15 protein-coding genes and 1 pseudogene are annotated in these 17412 nt (G+C 53.8%); 6 read left to right on the top strand and 10 right to left on the bottom strand.

The window, feature by feature from the left end:
• Positions 1-9: 9 nt before the first annotated feature.
• Both TX77_RS03860 and TX77_RS03855 read left to right on the top strand, forming a co-directional pair.
• Positions 10-1569 carry an ABC transporter ATP-binding protein gene (locus TX77_RS03860; RefSeq protein WP_230198026.1) on the top strand — a complete coding sequence of 520 codons (1560 nt, stop codon included), beginning with the start codon at positions 10-12 and terminating at the stop codon, positions 1567-1569.
• Entirely contained in the window at positions 1562-3205 is a 1644-nt protein-coding gene (locus TX77_RS03855) for an ABC transporter ATP-binding protein (protein ID WP_044503519.1), read from the top strand. The genes TX77_RS03860 and TX77_RS03855 overlap by 8 nt, the downstream gene beginning before the upstream one ends.
• A gap of 348 nt (positions 3206-3553) precedes the next feature.
• Here the strand turns inward: TX77_RS03855 and TX77_RS03850 are convergent, their stop codons facing one another.
• The 3 genes from TX77_RS03850 to TX77_RS03840 all read right to left on the bottom strand — a co-directional run bounded on the left by TX77_RS03850 (position 3554) and on the right by TX77_RS03840 (position 6659).
• Positions 3554-4555, bottom strand: coding sequence for a VirK/YbjX family protein (locus TX77_RS03850; protein ID WP_044503518.1), 1002 nt, complete (start codon positions 4553-4555; stop codon positions 3554-3556).
• Positions 4556-4640: 85 nt separating this feature from the next.
• A complete protein-coding gene (locus tag TX77_RS03845) occupies positions 4641-5669 on the bottom strand; it encodes an alpha-hydroxy-acid oxidizing protein (RefSeq protein WP_044503517.1) in 1029 nt (342 codons plus the stop codon).
• Positions 5670-5834: 165 nt separating this feature from the next.
• A complete protein-coding gene (locus tag TX77_RS03840; protein WP_044503516.1) occupies positions 5835-6659 on the bottom strand; it encodes a 4Fe-4S binding protein in 825 nt (274 codons plus the stop codon).
• Between the two features lie 148 nt (positions 6660-6807).
• Here TX77_RS03840 and rnhA point away from each other — a divergent pair, with 148 nt between their 5' ends.
• Positions 6808-7485: a ribonuclease HI gene (gene rnhA, locus TX77_RS03835; RefSeq protein WP_044503515.1), complete on the top strand. Its 678-nt coding sequence runs from the start codon at positions 6808-6810 to the stop codon at positions 7483-7485.
• Between the two features lie 4 nt (positions 7486-7489).
• On the opposite strand, the pseudogene TX77_RS03830 reads toward rnhA, so the two are convergent.
• The 5 genes and pseudogenes from TX77_RS03830 to TX77_RS03810 all read right to left on the bottom strand — a co-directional run bounded on the left by TX77_RS03830 (position 7490) and on the right by TX77_RS03810 (position 13589).
• Positions 7490-8635, bottom strand: a pseudogene (locus tag TX77_RS03830) (glycerate kinase family protein).
• Between the two features lie 118 nt (positions 8636-8753).
• A complete protein-coding gene (locus tag TX77_RS03825) occupies positions 8754-9824 on the bottom strand; it encodes a CdaR family transcriptional regulator (RefSeq protein WP_044503514.1) in 1071 nt (356 codons plus the stop codon).
• 29 nt (positions 9825-9853) lie between these two features.
• The gene (locus tag TX77_RS03820) at positions 9854-10645 is read right to left on the bottom strand and encodes a ZIP family metal transporter (RefSeq protein WP_230198025.1); all 792 of its coding nucleotides are present in this window, start codon (positions 10643-10645) and stop codon (positions 9854-9856) included.
• Positions 10646-11004: 359 nt separating this feature from the next.
• Positions 11005-12333, bottom strand: coding sequence for a branched-chain amino acid transport system II carrier protein (brnQ, locus tag TX77_RS03815; RefSeq protein WP_044503513.1), 1329 nt, complete (start codon positions 12331-12333; stop codon positions 11005-11007).
• A 98-nt stretch (positions 12334-12431) separates the two neighbouring features.
• A complete protein-coding gene (locus TX77_RS03810) occupies positions 12432-13589 on the bottom strand; it encodes a twin-arginine translocation signal domain-containing protein (RefSeq protein ID WP_044503512.1) in 1158 nt (385 codons plus the stop codon).
• 189 nt (positions 13590-13778) lie between these two features.
• On the opposite strand from TX77_RS03810, the gene tatA reads away from it, so the two are divergent.
• From tatA to TX77_RS03795, 3 genes are all read left to right on the top strand, one after another.
• On the top strand, positions 13779-13994 hold the full coding sequence (gene tatA, locus TX77_RS03805; RefSeq protein ID WP_044503511.1) for a twin-arginine translocase TatA/TatE family subunit: 216 nt from the start codon (positions 13779-13781) through the stop codon (positions 13992-13994).
• A complete protein-coding gene (gene tatC / locus TX77_RS03800; protein WP_044503510.1) occupies positions 13984-14688 on the top strand; it encodes a twin-arginine translocase subunit TatC in 705 nt (234 codons plus the stop codon). Before tatA ends, tatC begins: the two co-directional genes overlap by 11 nt.
• 102 nt (positions 14689-14790) lie before the next feature.
• Positions 14791-15561 carry an alpha/beta hydrolase gene (locus TX77_RS03795; RefSeq protein ID WP_044503509.1) on the top strand — a complete coding sequence of 257 codons (771 nt, stop codon included), beginning with the start codon at positions 14791-14793 and terminating at the stop codon, positions 15559-15561.
• A 76-nt stretch (positions 15562-15637) separates the two neighbouring features.
• On the opposite strand, the gene TX77_RS03790 is transcribed toward TX77_RS03795, so the two are convergent.
• Together TX77_RS03790 and TX77_RS03785 are read right to left on the bottom strand one after the other, a co-directional pair.
• Complete coding sequence (locus TX77_RS03790; protein WP_049917285.1) at positions 15638-16429, bottom strand: TPM domain-containing protein; 792 nt, start codon at positions 16427-16429, stop codon at positions 15638-15640.
• A gap of 12 nt (positions 16430-16441) precedes the next feature.
• A partial coding sequence (locus TX77_RS03785; protein ID WP_044503508.1) for a TFIIB-type zinc ribbon-containing protein occupies positions 16442-17412 on the bottom strand: 971 nt, incomplete at its 5' end.

Here is a 17412-nt window from a genome sequence, read left to right as displayed (position 1 = left end):
GCATCCGACATGTACGCCCTCTGCCTGATGTACGCCCTGGTCATCATTGCCGTCCAGAGCCTGCGCTACGTAAAGCGGCTGTACGTCCGAAAGTTTGCCAACAACGTCAGTCTGACCATGAAGGACCTCCTCTATCAGCAGCTGGTACAGACGCCGACAGCGACCATGGAGGGTGAACATACGGGAACCTTGATGACCAAAGTCATTTCCGACATCGACACCTGTGTCGAAGGGATGCGTAAATTCACGACGGAAATCTTCGATACGGGCGTCGTCATGGTGACCTACCTGATCATGCTCTTGGTGTACGACTGGAAACTGACCCTCTGCATCCTGGTCTTCCCGCCCCTGGCTTATTTTCTGGCCAATCGCCTGCGGCGCCTGGTTGCGGAAACGGCAGCCCGCAGCAAAGAAAGCAGCGGCGCCTTGTCAGGCATCACCCTGGACCGCATCAGCAATGCCCTGACCTACCGCGTCTACGGCGAAGAAGACGTGCAAAATGCCCAGTACGAACGTTACCTGAAAGACTATGAACAGAAGATGATTTTAGCCAATCTCTGGGAAAATACGATGCAGCCCATCTATAAAATCATCGCTATGACCGGCACGATCCTCGTCGTCTGGCTCGGCGGCCGCAACGTCCTCGGAGAGGGTTGGCAAGTGTGGGACATCGCTGCCTTTTCGACGTACCTGTCTTGTTTCGTCAAGATGTCCATCAAGACCTCCCATGCAGCCCGCCTGTTCAACGCCGTCCAGAAGGCCCAGGTCTCATGGGGCCGCATCCAGCCCCGTCTGGCAGTCTCCCGGCCCCTGCCGGCTCCGGTACCGACCTTTCCGCCGGCCGCCCTTACGGTCCGCGACCTGTCCTTTTCCTATGAACCGGGCGATAAGCCCGTCTATCAGGGCCTGTCCTTTTCTGCCAACCCCGGCGATATCATCGGCATTACCGGCCCCGTAGCCTGCGGCAAATCGACATTGGGCCTTACCTTCCTCGGTGAAAAGCCCCACGGCGGGGAGATTTTCTTCGGTAACCGTCCCTTAGGAAATGGTCAGACCGGTGCAGAAGGCATCGTCGGCTACTGCGGCCACGACAGTGAATTATTTTCGGCAAGCCTTGAAGAAAACATTCGCTTCGGCCTTCCCGGGGACGTCACCAAAGTCATTGCCGAAGTCTGTATGGATGAAGACTGTAAGACCTTCCCCTTAGGGATTCAGACACCGATCGGCGAAGGAGGCCAGCGCCTCTCCGGCGGTCAACAGGCCCGCATCGCTCTGGCCCGCACCCTTTTCCATCGTCGGCCGCTCATGATTTTCGACGATCCCTTTGCCGCCGTCGACATGGCGACGGAACGAAAGATTTTCGAGCACCTGCGACAATCCTACAGGGACTGTATCATCCTCCTCATTTCTCACCGCCTGTCCCTCTTTTCTGAGCTCGACCAGGTCATTTGGCTCAACCCTGACGGTATGGCCGTGACGGCAGACCATAAAACCCTCTATGAAACCAACGACGACTATAGAAGACTATATCGGATGCAGCAAGCCCAGCGAGGTGACCGCCATGACTAAGATATTTTGGCAAACCGTAAGGTCCAATGTCCGGCTCATCATCGGACTGTGCCTTTCCATCGCCGCTTCTATCGGCGTCAACGTCGCTCCGCCCCTCATTTTGCAGTACATCGTGGACAGCCTGGCCGGCGGCCATTTTACAGCCCTGCCCTTACTGACGGCAGGCGTCGTCTATTTTGCCGTAAACGCCGGCAGCTGCCTCGTCGACGCCCTGAAAGAAACGTTGATCACCATCTTCGGCCAAAAGATCACCCACAGCCTGCGCTCGGCCATGTGCCGCCGCCTCGACATCCTGCCGGCACCGTATTTTGTCAACCACGAATCGGGCGCCGTCACGTCCCTCTTCGTCAACGACGTCGATACCCTGGAAGACCTCTTTGACTCCGGTGTCGTCAGCATGATTGCCGACGTCCTGACCATCTTCAGCATCCTCGTCGTCGTCTTCCACCTCAGTCCCGGCCTGGGAATCTTATTGTGCATCGCCCTGCCCCTCTTGTTTATCCTGACCCGCTACTTCCAAAAGCGCATGCTGAAAGCCCAGCGGGACAACCGCATCGCCATCGGCCGGACGAACGAACTCATCCCGGAAACGGTACACAACATCCGCACCATCCACACCTGCCAGCAGGAGCGCCACCTGCGGCGCCGGTACGGACAGACGATCGAGGCCAGTTTTTCCGCTATGGAACGCAGCAATTTCTGCGACGCCATCTACTCGCCCATCGTTATTACCCTGTCGACGCTCATCATTTGCATCATGATGGCCTTATCGGTCAGCAGCTCCTTCCTGCAGGACCTCTTCGGCATGACCGTCGGTACCGTCGTCGCCCTCATTGCCTACGTCCGCCTCATCTTCTCGCCGATTGAAAGCATCGGCATGGAGATCCAGAATATTCAGTCGGCCGTGGCCGGCATCAGCCGCCTGAAAGAATTTTTCGCCCATCCCGTAGAAGAACCGGGAGACAGGGTTGACCTGAATTTTACCGCCCCGCCGCTGGTTATCGACGACGCTGCCTTTAGCTACGGCCGTGAAAATGTCTTCCGCAACCTGTCCCTGGCCGTCAAGAAAGGGGAAACGGTCACCATCACGGGCCGCACCGGTTCCGGTAAGAGTACCCTGTTCAAACTCATCCTCGGCCTGTACGCGCCCCAAGAAGGCTCAATCCGTGTCTTCGGCTGCGAGCCTTCTCGCCTGGCTCCGTCCATTCGACGCCAAGTCTTCGGCTACGTAGAGCAACAGTTCCACGACGTCGCCGGTACCATCGAAGACCAAGTGACCCTCAAAGACCGGCGCATCTCAAAAGGCGCCGTCGAAAAGGCCTTGCGACTCGTCGGCCTATGGGATCTCTGCACTTCCCTCCCCGAGGGACTTCACACGCCCTTCCGACAAGAATATTTCTCCCGCAGCCAACTCCAACTCCTGTCCATCGCCCGAGCCGTCGTCATGAATCCGCAAATCCTCTTACTCGATGAAATCACGGCCAACCTCGATGCCCTGACCGAACGCCAGGTACTGGAAGCCCTTCAGGCAGCCTCCCAAAACCGGACGGTCCTGTCCATTTCTCACCGCCTCTACGAAGCCCAAGGCGGCCGCCTCGTCGTCATGGGCACCGCCCAAAAGGGCCGTCCTTCGTAAGACACTGCCACAAATAACTCCACAGACTCACCTGATAAAGCGCTTCTCCGGATTTTGGCCCGTGGGAGCGCTTCTTGGCTTTGCAGCCGCCGGAATCGGACGACGTCAGTGACAAGACGCGCCTTTCCATCCTGGCCAAAGTCTATGAAACCTTAGAAGAAGCACGAAAAAAGCCAGCTCCCGGAACGTATGAATACGCGGGAACTGGCAGAAGATCTCTGCGTCCTGGAAAAAGGATGCATTTTTGAATAGGCCCTCTCAGACGGCCGTTACCCCTTATGGGATAGAAGCAAAAGGTGCTTTGTGCTGTTTTAAAAGGGATGGCGGCTACTGATTAAAGATGGTCAGTCACCCCTTCGGCGCCTCGATGGGGTCGTAATCGGCCGGTTTATCGACGATGGACGCTTCATCGACGGCAGACGGAGCCGGATCAAAACCGTCGCGGAACAGCTTGTGAACAGCTTCGATGTACGGCGGAACAATATCATCCATGAGGAGATACCGCTTGCGGAAGAGATTGCGCTTCTGCGACTTAATTTCGTCGTACTTACGGCGCTTTTCCTCAATGGGAAGGCGGAAATACCACGATTCGCTTTTATCGGGCACGGCCCCTTCCCCAATCCAGAAGTCATTGAAGTTGGTCTTCTTGGAACGGTTGCCGCGCAGCATGTGGCTGTTGGTATAGAAGCCGTCGTCAGTGATGACGTACATATCGCGGATGCCCAAGGTCTGGACAAAGATACGCATCAAATAGAGGATGAAATTCTTAGGCCGGTAGCCAAAGAGCTTCTTGGTCAGGATCTTGGTCGTTTCCAGGCCGTGCTTCGAGCCTTGGATGGTACCGATATACATGGACGGCGTACCGTCTCCGTTGTAATCGAACCGGAAGTTAAAATGGTAGATCATCTGGCCTTCATGATAGAGGTAGAGCGACAAGAACCCTTCTTTTCGCTGGCCCGTATCAAAGATGAGCCGCACTTCAAGGGGCATCGACGGGTCGTCAGACGTCCAGAGCGTATAGCCTTTGCCCCAATAGATTTCGCGGATGACATCATCGGAAAAGAAGGTCCGCAAAATCGTGAAATGATGCTTTAAGGCGTCGAGGCGTTGGCGCATGGTCGAATTTTTGAACAAGAAGACGCGGGTCATGACTTCCTGGAAGTCCGGGTCATGCTGCTCAAAAAAGCCCTGCATCGGCTCATAATGGTCAAAGAAATCGTACAATTCTTCGAACAAAGCCCGATTCGAGACCGCCCTTGCAAAAAAAACGACAGCCCGCTTGTTCTCTTGAAAATTCCGAGGTCCGTATATGAGTCGCGACAAGTGCCAAAAATAGGAAATACTATGCATGAAATTCCTCCTATCAAGTACAATCCAATAGACCTATTATACGGGCAGGCCGGCGGGCTGTCAATTATTCATGTTTTAAAAGAGCTTATAACCGTCTTAAGATGTCCGGCGATACGTTGGACAAATCATGAACGCCGGTAATCATCATGGCATCCATGATTTCCCGTTTCAAAGCATCTAAGTAGAGCTTGACGGCTTCAGCCTGGCCGCCGATAGCGGCGATGGCGACAGGACGGCCGATGAGGACGGCGTCGGCACCGAGGGCCAACATCTTAAGGACGTCTTCCCCATGGCGGACACCGCCGTCGACGAAGATCGTAAGACGGCCTTTTACAGCCTTGGCGATTTCCGGCAGGACGTCGGCCGTTCCGACCATACCGTCGAGGATGCGGCCGCCGTGGTTGCTGACGACGATGCCTTTGGCACCGGCATCGGCACAGGCAACGGCTTCTTCAGGAGACATGATGCCTTTTACGATAAAGGGCAGGGACGTCGATTTGACCAGCTCGGCAATGTCACTGGCGCTCTTAGGGCCGACGGGCTGGCCAAAGATATGCATATTGATCAGCGTCGACGCATCGATATCGCTGGCAACGGCAAAGGCATGGGCCTTTTCAGCGACTTTAATTTTTTCAATGATCTGGTCGTTGCTGCGCGGTTTGATCGTCGGAATGACCGTTTCTTCCCGTTTTTTCGAAGCTACGATCCCCGATTCAAACATGTATTCCATGCCGCCGTCACCGGTAAAGCACAGAGTGCCGGCATCGAAGGCGCCTTTGGAAACGGACTCGTTATAATCCATTTCAACCGTAGCCGGGTCACCGGGGACCTTGGAATTGAGGATGACGCCGCCGACGGGAGCGACGAGGACCGGCATGCTGATTTCTTTACCGAAAATCGTAACCGCCGGATTGGGGTCAAGTTCACTGTCCATACTGCGCATGACCAGGCCATATTCGGCCAGTGCTTCTACGTTGCGCAGGAACGATTTTGCCGTCCGCAGACCGCCAAAGCCGGGAATCATCCCCTTACAGGCCTTGCCGTCGCATTCGGGACAGACGAAGCAGCCCTTCATCTTTTTGCGAGCGAGTTCGCGAGCTTCTTGTAAATCCATAGAAAAACCCTCCTTCAGTTTATAAAATATATAAAAAATTTAAATAGTAAGCAAAAATAACCGTTTTCAGGACTAGTCTTCCCTTGTTTATCCCAATGATAAACAAATTTCATACGAGGCTGCTGCCAGCGAATGTAACGCAGCTGCCGCGGAGACGTAAGGTGCTTAACGGGTAAAGATTTTATTAAAAGCCCGTGTCCTATAATTCTGCTCCAGCATCCTCACATGAGACAAGAAGGCCGGATCGTCAAAATACTTGGCTCCATAGGGACAGGATTGGACGCAGCGCTGACACTTGATGCAGATGCCCGTTACCCGGTCCGGCCGGTCCTTATCGATGGAACCCATAGGACACTGGCGGGCACAGAGGCCGCAGGATGTGCATTTTTCCATATCCGTCTTAGGGACGGCTTTTAAGAATTTCGCCGGCTGCCCGTCTTCCCCTTTAGGAATATAGTAAGGTGCTTTCGCGTCGCCGTCAACGGCCAGGGAATCAGTCGGACAGTCTTCCCCTTGAAGGCTTTCGATGACGCGGCCGGCCAAGCTCCTGACGTCAGCCAGGTCATCCTCATCGGGACGGCCTGAGGCCAGTATCTTAGAAAAGGCATGCTGGGCGACAAAGGCACCGGCACCGACGAGGTTGAAATCGTTTTCTTCCAGAATGGCACAGAGTTCGGCCAGGGAATTGTCAAAGGAACGGTTGCCGTAGGTCACCATGGCGACAGCCGGCGTTTTTTTACCGAATAATTTTTCTCTGTACGTCGGCATAATCTTATTGGGAAGCTTTCCGGCGTAGGTCGGCCCGCCGACAACGACGAGATCCTCCGCGGAAAAGCGATGTGTCTCTTCTCGCTCAGCCGGAAGGTCCAAGGATATCGTCTCAAGGGGCACCTGAAGGGCCTCGGCCACCTGGCCGGAAAGGGCGCAGACGATGTCCTTCGTGTGACCGGTCGGGCTGAAATAAACAGCATAGACTTTCTGAATCTTCAAATAAATCCCTCCCAACACGAGGAACGATAAGTTGTATACCTCCATTATATAGAAAACAGGCGCTAAAGTCACTGACTGCGCCTGTTTTCTTTTTATTTTTTGTGGTACAATCAAATCCGTAATTGACGACGAAAGAACGAGGTGTCTCATGAAAAAGAAAGTATATGCCGTCCGGAACGGCCGCAAGACGGGATTATTCATGTCTTGGGATGACTGCAAAAAACAAGTCGATGCCTTCCCGGGGGCTCGCTATAAAAGTTTTACCGATGCCGACGAAGCCTGGAAATGGTTGAACGGTGAAGACGTACTATCGGTTCGAAAACCGGTGCGATCAAAGGCTCCGACCTTAAGACCGACGACAGCGTCCCTGCCCTCCGATGAGGACCAGGATTTTGTCATCTACACCGATGGGTCTTGCCTGCGCAACCCCGACGGTCCCGGCGGCTGGGCCGTCGTCGCCCGCAACGTGGCCACAGGCGAAGTGACCGAACTCTCGGACGGCCATCCGTCGACGACGAATAACCGCATGGAGCTTCAGGCGGCCATCATGGCCCTGCGCTTTGCACCGGAAGGCACAAAAGTCGCCCTCTATACAGACAGTCAATATCTGAAAAACGGCATCACTAAGTGGATGGTCAATTGGAAGCGCCGCGGTTGGAAGAAAGCCGACGGCCAGCCCGTCTTAAACCAAGGACAATGGATGGAACTCGATAAGCTCTACGGCTCTCATAAAGTCACCTTCCACTGGGTCAAAGGCCACGTCGGCGTCGCCTTAAATGAACGCTGCGACCAACTGGCCAAGGCCGAAGCGATGAAATATCGCTGAGACGTCAGCTTACGGCACGGATGAGGTTAAAGACCTGCTGAGCCGTGCGGGTCATGTTGCCCATAGCTGTGTCGCGGTCCATGGCTTCCTTTAAGGGCATGGCCTTATCGACGATGGAAAAGAAGGCGTCGATGCCCTGCCGGTTACACTCGCCGGCATCTTCCGTCGTGCAGCCGGCCAGGGCGATGACCTTAGCCCCGTACTGTTTGGCAAGCTTGGCCACACCGATTGGGGCCTTGCCCATGGCCGTCTGGGCATCGAGGCGGCCTTCGCCAGTGATGACATAATCGGCATCGGCGACGACATCGGCTAATTTAATAGAATCGAGTACGATTTGGATGCCTGAACGAAGGCTGCCTTTCAGATACGCCAAGAAGGCAAAGCCCAGTCCGCCGGCCGCTCCGGCACCGGAGGCCTGACTGTAGTCTTTTCCCAAATAGGCTTCGGTAACGGCAGCAAAGGAACGGCTGGCCTCATCTAAAGCTTTGACATCGGACGCTGACGCCCCCTTCTGAGGGCCAAAGACAGCGGCCGCTCCTAACTCCCCATATAAGGGATTGGTCACGTCACAGGCGACGTCGAAGGTGCATTCTTTTAAGGCCGGCAGAACATGACTGTCGTCGACGGAGGCGATGTCGCCTACGGCAAGGCCCCCGGTCCCGACGATTTATCCTTCTTTATCGCGAAAGACATAGCCTAAAGCCTGGAGCATGCCGACGCCGCAGTCACTGGTCGCACTGCCGCCAAGGCCGATAATGAAGTGGCGGATGCCTCCTTCCATGGCTTTGGCCATGACCTGGCCGACACCATAGGTCGTCGTATAGAGAGGATTGCGCAGCTCTTCCGGTACCAAACCGAGACCGGCAGCCCCTGCCATTTCAATGACCGCCGTTCTCGTCTCGGGCAAATATCCGTAGGAACAAGAAACATCATTTCCCAAAGGACCCTGAACGACGGCGCTGCGAAGCTCCCCGTTCATGCCTTCGACAAGGGCTTCGACGGTCCCTTCTCCGCCATCCGCCAAGGGTTTGACGACGATCTGTACGGGCTGGCTTCCATAGGCTTTACGAACGCCGGCTTCGATGGCTCTCCCGGCTTCGACCGACGTCAGACTATTTTTTAATGAATCGATGGCAATGACAACTTTCATATTCCCCACTCCTTTATACACTATGAGTTATCTACATATTTATTGTGCCTCTAGTGTAACAGAGGAGTTTTTTCATTTCTATGTTACCCATACCAAGAAACGCTGCCATTTTTCGGTTTTAGAACCATGGCAGCGTTGCGATATACAGGGTGACGGCATCGCCGAAAGACCGCGGGTCGAGACCCGTCGTCTCGGCGATTTTTTTCAGCCGGTACTGGAGGGTATTCTTATGGATAGAGAGGATGTCTGCTGTCTGCTGAATGGAAAGGTTTTGCCGGTAATAGACCTGCAGCAAATGAATTTCACTGTCCGTCAGGCCCTGGCAGATATCCTGTCGATAGCGGCGCCGAAGGGGGGCGCTCAGGCTCTGCAGTAAGAAGGCCAGTTTCATGTCGTCAGCATGGATGCTGAAGGCCTCTCGGTCTGCCGCGGCCTGAAGGGCTAATTTGGCAAAGCGATACGATTCGTAGACGCGGTGAAAAGGCTCTTCGGTCCCGATACCGACGCGGACAGACGGATAAAACAGCCCCTTCCACCGGGACAGCCGCTTATCCCAAAGAGGATAGATATCTTGCGGTATGATGAGCACGAAGCTGTCGGGATAGATATAGGTAAAGAGGGAAATACGGAGTTCCCCACAGGCCGTCGTCATGGCCTTGCGAAAATCGTCGGTCCGGCCGGCCCCATCCTGCCAGCGAAAAACGGCTGCCACATAGGAATGTTCCGTCAGTTCGGGCCGTTCGTCAGCCATCTGCTGCATCGTATCCCGGTCATGATAAATAAGGGCCATGACCTGGCGGCTGCGGTATTCCTGCTCGCTGAAGGCCTCTTCATTGAGGCCGTATTCTTTAAGGAATACTTCACAGATCTTGGTCAGCAAAAAACCGTACTGGCTGACGACTTCCGGTTCACCCGTAATACCGATGACACCGAGGACTTGCCGGTCCATGATAATCGGGTAGTTGACGCCCTTACTGACACCGTCTTCCGGTCGGTTCTCATGAACGGTTTGAACCTGGCGCAGCCTGGCTGCCGCTGCCCCCACTTTATGATACGTACCGATCCGTTTCTCATCGGTACTGGCCATGATGCGGCCGTGACGGTCGATAAAATTGATATTCCAGCCGATGACAGCCTTCGCCGAATCGACGATTTGCTGAGCCAATTCATCGGTAATGCGGACCTTCATGTCCCCTCACCTTCTTCCGATACGGCCGGTCAGGACAGGGCTACGTCCATGGCCATCATCACCGTAAAGCCCAGGGCAAAGGACAAGACGCCGATATCAGAGTGCTCGCCGGCCGACATTTCCGGAATCAATTCTTCGACGACGACATAGCACATAGCGCCGGCTGCCAAACTGAGGAGATACGGCAAGACAGGCAGGATAAAAGCCGTCAGGGCGATGGTAATGACAGCCCCGATCGGTTCGACGATACCGGAAAGGACACCGCCGATAAAGGCCTTATGGGATCCCATTCCGGCCGACTTCAAAGGCATGGAAATGATGGCCCCTTCGGGCATATTCTGGAGGGCAATGCCGAGTGACAAAGCCAGGGCACCGGCGGCACTGATACCGGTCTGATCGGCGAGGAGCCCGGCATAGACGACGCCGACGGCCATCCCTTCAGGGATGTTGTGCAAAGTGACGGCCAAGACCAGCATCGTCGTCCGCTGCAAATGACTGTGCGGCCCTTCGGCCTCTTCACTGTACATATGAAGATGAGGAACGAGGCGGTCCAAGGCCAAGAGCAGAAAGATCCCCAGCCAGAAGCCGACGACAGCCGGCACGAAACCAAAGCGGCCTAAATGAGCCGATTCTTCCATGGCCGGAATGAGGAGACTCCAAATCGAGGCGGCAATCATGACGCCCGAGGCAAAGCCCGTCAAACCACGCTGAACCTGGTGGTTCAATTCCCCCCTCATGGCATAGACGCAGGCGGCCCCTAAGGAGGTCCCGGCAAAAGGAATTAAAATGCCAATAATGGCACTGTTCATTGTACTGTCCATAGTAAAACCCCTTTCATTTCCTATATTTTTCCTTTCATTTTACCTATCTGCGGCCCTCCTGTCAATGACCCGAAAGGCGTTGAAAATGGGATTAATCCGCAATTTCCAGCCGTTTTCATTTCGCTCGGCTCGGCGGAAAGGAAATCACAAACGGGACAGCAAAAAAGACTATAATCATCGTGACGGGTGCAACAATAAATTATAGCCTTTCCTGACTTCGATTATATTACGTTGTAAAAACCCAAGTTTCACCAAAGATGCAAATCGCTATGGACAAGGGGCTTGAACACTTCGTCTCATAGGCCTGAATATCCCTCGTGGGAAGCCCTGGTTTTATCTGAAAGCTTGGATTTAGGTTACTATTCACTGGCTAAGGCACTGTCACCGGTAATCTTGCCGGGAAGGACCAAAGACAAGGCCATGCACACTAACGCCGGTGCCAGCCAGCCTAAGCCGCTGTCCCCTAAGGGCAGTCCCTGAATCAACGTCCCTGCTGCCTGGACACCGAAGAACTGATAGGCGATGTCGATGGCCGATACCATGCCGGCTGCCGCTGCGGTGCAGCGCATGCCTAACTTCGACAGGCTGACGAATTTATTGAGAATGGTCAGCATAACGACGACGATGGCAATGGGATAGACGAAGAGCAGCAAAGGCAGGGTAATCTGAATGATCTGGTTCAGACCCAAATTGGCTAACAGGAAGCTGACGACACAGATGAGGGTGACGTACTGCTTATAGGACAGGACGGTAAATTCTTCGGCAAAGAAGGTCGAAACGGCAGCGATGAGTCCGACCGTCGTCGTAAAGCAGGTCAAGGTGACCATGACGGCCAGGAAGGCCATGCCGACGGTGCCGAAAATCTGGAACGACGTCTGGGACAAGACGTAGGCGCCGAGGTTGACGCCAGGGTCGGAATAGACCGACTGGGGAATGGGAAAATGATTGCCGAGGAGGGCCAGCCCCAGGTACAAGCAGCCCATGAGGACGGCAACGGCGGCGCCGGCCATCCAGACACTGGCCATGTGTTCCTTTTTCGAAGTGAACTGAATCCGCTTCAAGGCGCCGATGGCGATGATGCAGAAGGCAAAGGAAGCCAGGGTATCGACGGTGTTATAGCCTTCGATAAAGCCGGTGCCAAAGGCCGAGGCCGCGTATTTTCCCATGGGAACCGCTTCCGACGGCGTCGTATAGGCGATCATGCCGACGATGATGATCAGAATGATCATGACGACGAAGATCGGCGTCAATACCTTGCCGACGCGGTCGAGGAGTTTCGACGGCGTAATGGACAGCCACCATCCGCAGGCAAAATACAGGGCCGTAAAGATGGCCAGGGGTATCATGCCGTCACCGGTAATGGGCAGGATGCCGATGGAAAAGGACGTCGCTGCCGTTCTGGGAATGGCCATCAAAGGTCCAATGGCCAAGTACATCAACGTTAAAATAATAAGAGAAAATAAGGGCGAAATCTTGCGATTCATTTCGGCTCGGAAGCCTCCTGGATTAAAGGTCCCCATGATGACGGCAACGACGGGCATGCCGATGCCGGATAAGAGAAAACCGAGGATGGCCGGCGTGAAAGCCTGACCGGCCTGAAAGCCTAAGGACGGCGGGAAAATAAGGTTCCCGGCGCCAAAGAACATACCGAATAATAGCAATCCAACTTGTGCTCCATTTTTGAACATAAACGGGATAACTCCTTTCTGAGTAGACATTACCTCCGTCTATTTTAAAGTTTAAAGATGGCGCTGTCAATTATAAAGTATGCATCACAAGACCCTTGTTATTTCAGAATTACATTACCCACCGCTTGGGCGACGAGTGCTTCCCCATTCGGTTCGGAATGGAGCATGTTGAGATACATACAGGACAGCTGAGCTTCGGCATAATTCTTGAAGTAATTGAAGGCTGCACCGTTGCTGTCGCTGTCGCTCATGCCGTATTTCTGAACGGCGATTTTCTTTAAGAGGGCTGATGTTTTCTGAGCAGACGGGGAGCTGAGGACCCAATCGTGGTCGCCGAGGTGAACGATATAGCCTTCCTGACGATGCGGTGCCGGAAGACCGTCGCCCATCTTATTGAGGGCGCCGTAGGCAATGGGATCTTTCTGAGCGATGATGGCCGCCGCTTTGATCCACGATACGACGTCGGCTTCCCCTTTGGCATCGTTCGGTGCGCCGTGGGCACAGGCCTGAGCGACGACTTCTTCCGCCGGCAGGCTGCGGTACATCGATTCGGCAATGGACAGGACGTGATGAGCGCCTTGACCGGCAATGGTGTATTCCTTTAAGGACGAGCCGTCGGCCTGCCACTGGAATACGAAGGGTTTCATGATATCGTGGAGGAGCTGACCGGCTAAGGCAATGTCAGACTTCACGCTGTAGCAGAACACTTCTTCATAGGTACGGATGATGCTTTCCGTAATATGGACGTTGGCACTGACATGGGTGGACAGGCCGCCCGGATAGGGATGGTGACTGCCGTAGCCGCTGCCCGGTGCCGTCATGAAGGGCTGTACCTTACCCGAGAAGGGCGGCAGCAGATGCTGGACGTCGATTTTTCCGGTATCGATAAGACCGGCTGCTGCCAGCTTCGAATAGAGCATGCTGATGGACGAAGCCGACGTATATTGCTGCATGAACATCGGCGTCGGATGCTGGATCATGGTCGTTACCGTATCGCGCAGCCAGCCGTCTTTCAGTTGACGAGCCTGTTCCAATATGTAAGAATAATTACGGGTAACCAATTTCGATGCTTTGGCACAGACTTCGGCGTCTTTCGGCAACTGGCTAAACGATAGGGGCGTCAATTCTTGTTTTGAAAGACTCGACCCGCTCCCTTTCGCCAAAGAAAGGTCGGGCATGGAGAATAAGGCCGCACCTACAGCCGTTCCTGCAGCCATCTTCAAAAATGTCCGTCGTGAAAAATTATGTTGTTCCATGGTATAATCCCTCCTAAAAGTACAAACTAAGGACAGTATAAGTCCGTTTTGTATAAAAAATGTATATGCTGAGAAAAGATAAAGAAAAAATAAATAGCGAGGGATAATTTTACAAAAAAGCGATTCTTTCTTTACCCAAAGGCCACATTTTTTACCTATACTGATAAAAAAAGCAAGGAGGTTTTTCTTATGTTTGGTTTAGGTGTTCCTGAATTAGTCCTCATTTTAGTCATCGGTCTGGTCATCTTCGGGCCGGGCAAACTGCCCAGCATCGGCAATGCCCTCGGCAAGAGCCTGAAGGAATTCAAAGAAGCCGTCCACGAACCGGCCGCTGCCAAAGAAGACATCAAAGAAACGGTTTCCGAAGCCGTATCGCCGGCATCGACTGAAAATCATGGAAAGTAAAGAAGCCGTCATGCCCCTCACGGGGCATCTGTCGGAACTGCGCCGCCGCCTCATCATTTCCATCGCCATGCTGGCCGTCGGCATGATTCTCAGCAACTTTTGGCTCGATGAGATCATGGCCTTTCTGTCAGCGCCGGCAGGAAAGCTCTATTTTATGAAACCGGCCGAAGCCTTTTTCATCTATTTCAAAGTCATGTTAACTGCCGGCGCCATCATCACCGCGCCGGTTCTTTTTTACGAATTTTGGGCCTTTTTGGTCCCGGCCTTTACGACCCACGAAAAGCGCCTGCTCTTCTTTTTAGTGCCGACGTCCTTGAGCCTCTTCCTGTCGGGCATCGCCTTCTCGTGGTTCATCGTCCTCCCCAGGGGGCTCCAGTTTTTCCTCAACTTTTCGTCAGATGCCGTCCAGCCCCTGCTCTCCATGGAAAGCTACCTCAATTTTGTCTTCATGCTGGTCTTGCCCTTCGGCCTCATCTTCAACCTGCCCTTGGTGCTCATCGTCTTGGCAAAACTCGGCCTCATCAGCTCGGACATGCTGGCGAAAAAGCGGAAATACATTATTCTCCTATCCTTCGTAGCCGCTGCCGTCATCACGCCGACGACGGATATTTTATCGCAGTGCCTCTTAGCCATGCCCATGATCGTCCTCTTAGAAATCAGCCGGCTGATCATCAAATACGGCCTGCGGACCTGACAGACTCATACCCCTTCAGACTGCCCTTACGCGGCAGTCTTTTTTTATGGTATACTAAGGGCGAACGTCGTACAGACGAATCCAGATAAAAGAGGCATTCCCATGGAAAAACATTTTGATATCAACGAAGAGGGCTACAGCGTCCGCTGCCGGCTCTTCGTTCACGACAGCCATAAAAATGAACGCACCTTCGACCACGTAGCCATCGTCACCCACGGCTTCGGCAGCAGCAAAGACACGGCCGGCACGGCCCACTTTGCCGAACAGCTGACCTCGAAGTATAAAGATTTTGCCATCATCGCCTTTGACTGGCCCTGCCACGGTGAAGACGCCCGCAAAAAACTGGCCGTTCCCGAATGCATGACCTATTTGACCTTGGTCACAAACTATGCCAAAGACACGTTGGGCGCGAAATTCCTTTACAACTATTCCACCAGCTTCGGCGCTTATCTTACCCTGCGCTACATCCTCGAAGTCGGCAATCCTTTCCGAAAAATCGCCCTGCGCAGCCCAGGCGTCAACATGTATGACAGCATGAGCAACCACATCGCCGAAGAAGGCTTTGCCAAACTCAAAAAGGGTAAGGAAATCCAAGTCGGCTTCGAACGAAAAATGAAAATCGACCAGGCCTTCATGGATGATTTAAAGAGTTTTGACGTCAATGACCACGAATACTTCGACGTCGCCGACGACATCCTCATCATCCACGGGACGAAGGATGAAATGATTCCCATCGCCTTATCCCGGCAATTTGCCGAAAATAACGTCATCGAATTCTACCCCGTCGAAGACGCCAACCACCCCTTCCAAAATCCCAATCATATGGCCCTGGCCATCCATAAGATCATCGAATTCTTCCAACCAGAATCGTAATAATCCATCAAAAAAACGACCTGTTGACGAAAGCATCGTTCTTTCATCAACAGGTCGTTTCGTATATCATCGTCTTTTAAAAGGAACCTCCGCGGCCGCCATGGCCGCCTCCGCCTCCTCCCAGATTGAAGCTTCCCGGCCCGCTGTCATCGTCATCACGACGGCGAGGTTTGGGAATGCGCTGTACCGTGAGGAATAAGAAGGTATCGGTCTGCTCAGACAACTGGAAGCTGTGCGAATCAAAATAGGTATCGGCAGCCGTTGCCCTTCGGACGTTGCTCATCCTCATGATGAGGTAGCTGCGGAAGATCATGGCAGCCAGCGCGGCCAAGACAGCCGCCGTCGCCAAATCCAGCCATTGATAGGCATCGTCCTTATCATAGGCCTTGCCCTGATCGTTATAGTAGGCCAAGAGCTGGCCCGACGAATGGGCATATTCCTCGAAGGCCTCCATGTAATTTCCCTTCTTTAAGAGGGGCAGGACGGCATCTTCGATATGCTTCAACCCATCCGTATCGCTGACCTTGTCGCGCATGGTACGGTCCGTCACGATATACCACTGGCGCTGGTCCATGGCTACCACGAAGACCATATTGCCATTTTTTCCATCGCCGTACTGCTCATCGAGGACATGGTCGGCATAGTCACCGATTTTCATGCCGTGCGTCGAACGAACGATGTAAACGGCCAGGCGCACATCGTACGTAAAGTTGACGTTCTTTAAGGACCTCTCCAGTTGGCTTTGCTGCGACTTCGTAAGGACGCCGGCCTGATCGACAACATTTGGAACGCCTTCCGCCAGGGCCGTCCCCATGAGGATCAAAAAGGATAGGACCAACAGGGCCGTCCGCATGATAGTTTTCAACACAAGACTCCCCCCTTATATTGGCCACGGTTTACCACCCATAATGGCGTGAACAATCAGATAGAATACCGGCAGCGTAACCAGCATGGCGATCAGAAAAGCCCAGTAGGATTTCACCTTATCATAGGGCAGAGAACCGACAAAGCGGCCCGTCTGGCCGTTCATCATAAAGGTATAGGGCTTGTCCTGATAGCGCGTCGTCAAGATCCATACCGGTGCCATAGCGTATTCCACCGAGTCTTCATCTTTATGGACGAAGCCCCCTTCGAAGGAGCGGCGCTGATGATTGACGACGGTATTGCTGAGGAGGTCAAAGGAACTTTTCTCTAAGCGGGAATCGGCCCGAGGCACGGCGGCTTCGGCATCGACGTCGTACTTATCGGCTAAGCAGCCGGCAAAGTAGGCCGAGTTAAAGGGCACGATTTCGCTGTAGTCAAAGGGCTCGATACTCTCCATATAGAGGTCATTGATTTTCTTACTGCCGTCGACGGGAATCCGGTTGAAAGTCAGCTGACCGATGCGGTCGCACTGATAGACCCTTGTCTCGACGATGCGTTCATGTTCCGTCTCGAGATAAGAATCGTCTTCAGCCCGAAAGGAGGCCGACGCCGTAACCTTGGCATTGAACAGCCAAAAAGGGACGTACATGGGCTGGACGTCTTCGATGCGGTTGTTCACCGTAAAGGCCTTGGGAAGAAGCCAATGGCCCCTATAGAAGCGTTTTAAGGCCGCAATGGCTTCATCTTTCGTCTTTTTAAAAGGAATGATGAAGTCGGGCCGCAGCATCCCCGAAAAACGGCTGGGAATGAGGGTCGGATTGCCGCAATAACAGCATTCGGTAGCCATCGTATTGTCATCGCAGACGATTTCAGCCCCGCAAGAAGAGCAAGTATAGCCCTTCAGCCGGGCCGCTTCCTCATCGCTCCATTCGTTGCCGGCCTTTTCGGTCTGCCACTTAGCCTGTCGGGCCGCATCGGCTTCAGCCG

Origin of the sequence: Megasphaera massiliensis (genome assembly GCF_000455225.1) — a bacterium.
Taxonomy (GTDB): Bacteria; Bacillota; Negativicutes; order Veillonellales; family Megasphaeraceae; genus Megasphaera; species Megasphaera massiliensis.
Note: the sequence above shows the minus strand (reverse complement) of the source record. Positions and strands in the feature narration are given on the sequence as shown.

What these genes read in the sequence shown, in the direction of transcription:
- TX77_RS03850 (WP_044503518.1), bottom strand. Translation starts at nt 4,555, where the DNA reads ATGCATAGTATTTCCTATTTTTGGCACTTGTCGCGACTCATATACGGA.
- TX77_RS03825 (WP_044503514.1), bottom strand. Translation starts at nt 9,824, where the DNA reads ATGAAGGTCCGCATTACCGATGAATTGGCTCAGCAAATCGTCGATTCG.
- brnQ (WP_044503513.1), bottom strand. Translation starts at nt 12,333, where the DNA reads ATGTTCAAAAATGGAGCACAAGTTGGATTGCTATTATTCGGTATGTTC.
- TX77_RS03820 (WP_230198025.1), bottom strand. Translation starts at nt 10,645, where the DNA reads ATGGACAGTACAATGAACAGTGCCATTATTGGCATTTTAATTCCTTTT.
- tatC (WP_044503510.1), top strand. Translation starts at nt 13,984, where the DNA reads ATGGAAAGTAAAGAAGCCGTCATGCCCCTCACGGGGCATCTGTCGGAA.
- TX77_RS03855 (WP_044503519.1), top strand. Translation starts at nt 1,562, where the DNA reads ATGACTAAGATATTTTGGCAAACCGTAAGGTCCAATGTCCGGCTCATC.
- TX77_RS03795 (WP_044503509.1), top strand. Translation starts at nt 14,791, where the DNA reads ATGGAAAAACATTTTGATATCAACGAAGAGGGCTACAGCGTCCGCTGC.
- TX77_RS03860 (WP_230198026.1), top strand. Translation starts at nt 10, where the DNA reads ATGTACGCCCTCTGCCTGATGTACGCCCTGGTCATCATTGCCGTCCAG.
- rnhA (WP_044503515.1), top strand. Translation starts at nt 6,808, where the DNA reads ATGAAAAAGAAAGTATATGCCGTCCGGAACGGCCGCAAGACGGGATTA.
- TX77_RS03810 (WP_044503512.1), bottom strand. Translation starts at nt 13,589, where the DNA reads ATGGAACAACATAATTTTTCACGACGGACATTTTTGAAGATGGCTGCA.
- TX77_RS03845 (WP_044503517.1), bottom strand. Translation starts at nt 5,669, where the DNA reads ATGGATTTACAAGAAGCTCGCGAACTCGCTCGCAAAAAGATGAAGGGC.
- tatA (WP_044503511.1), top strand. Translation starts at nt 13,779, where the DNA reads ATGTTTGGTTTAGGTGTTCCTGAATTAGTCCTCATTTTAGTCATCGGT.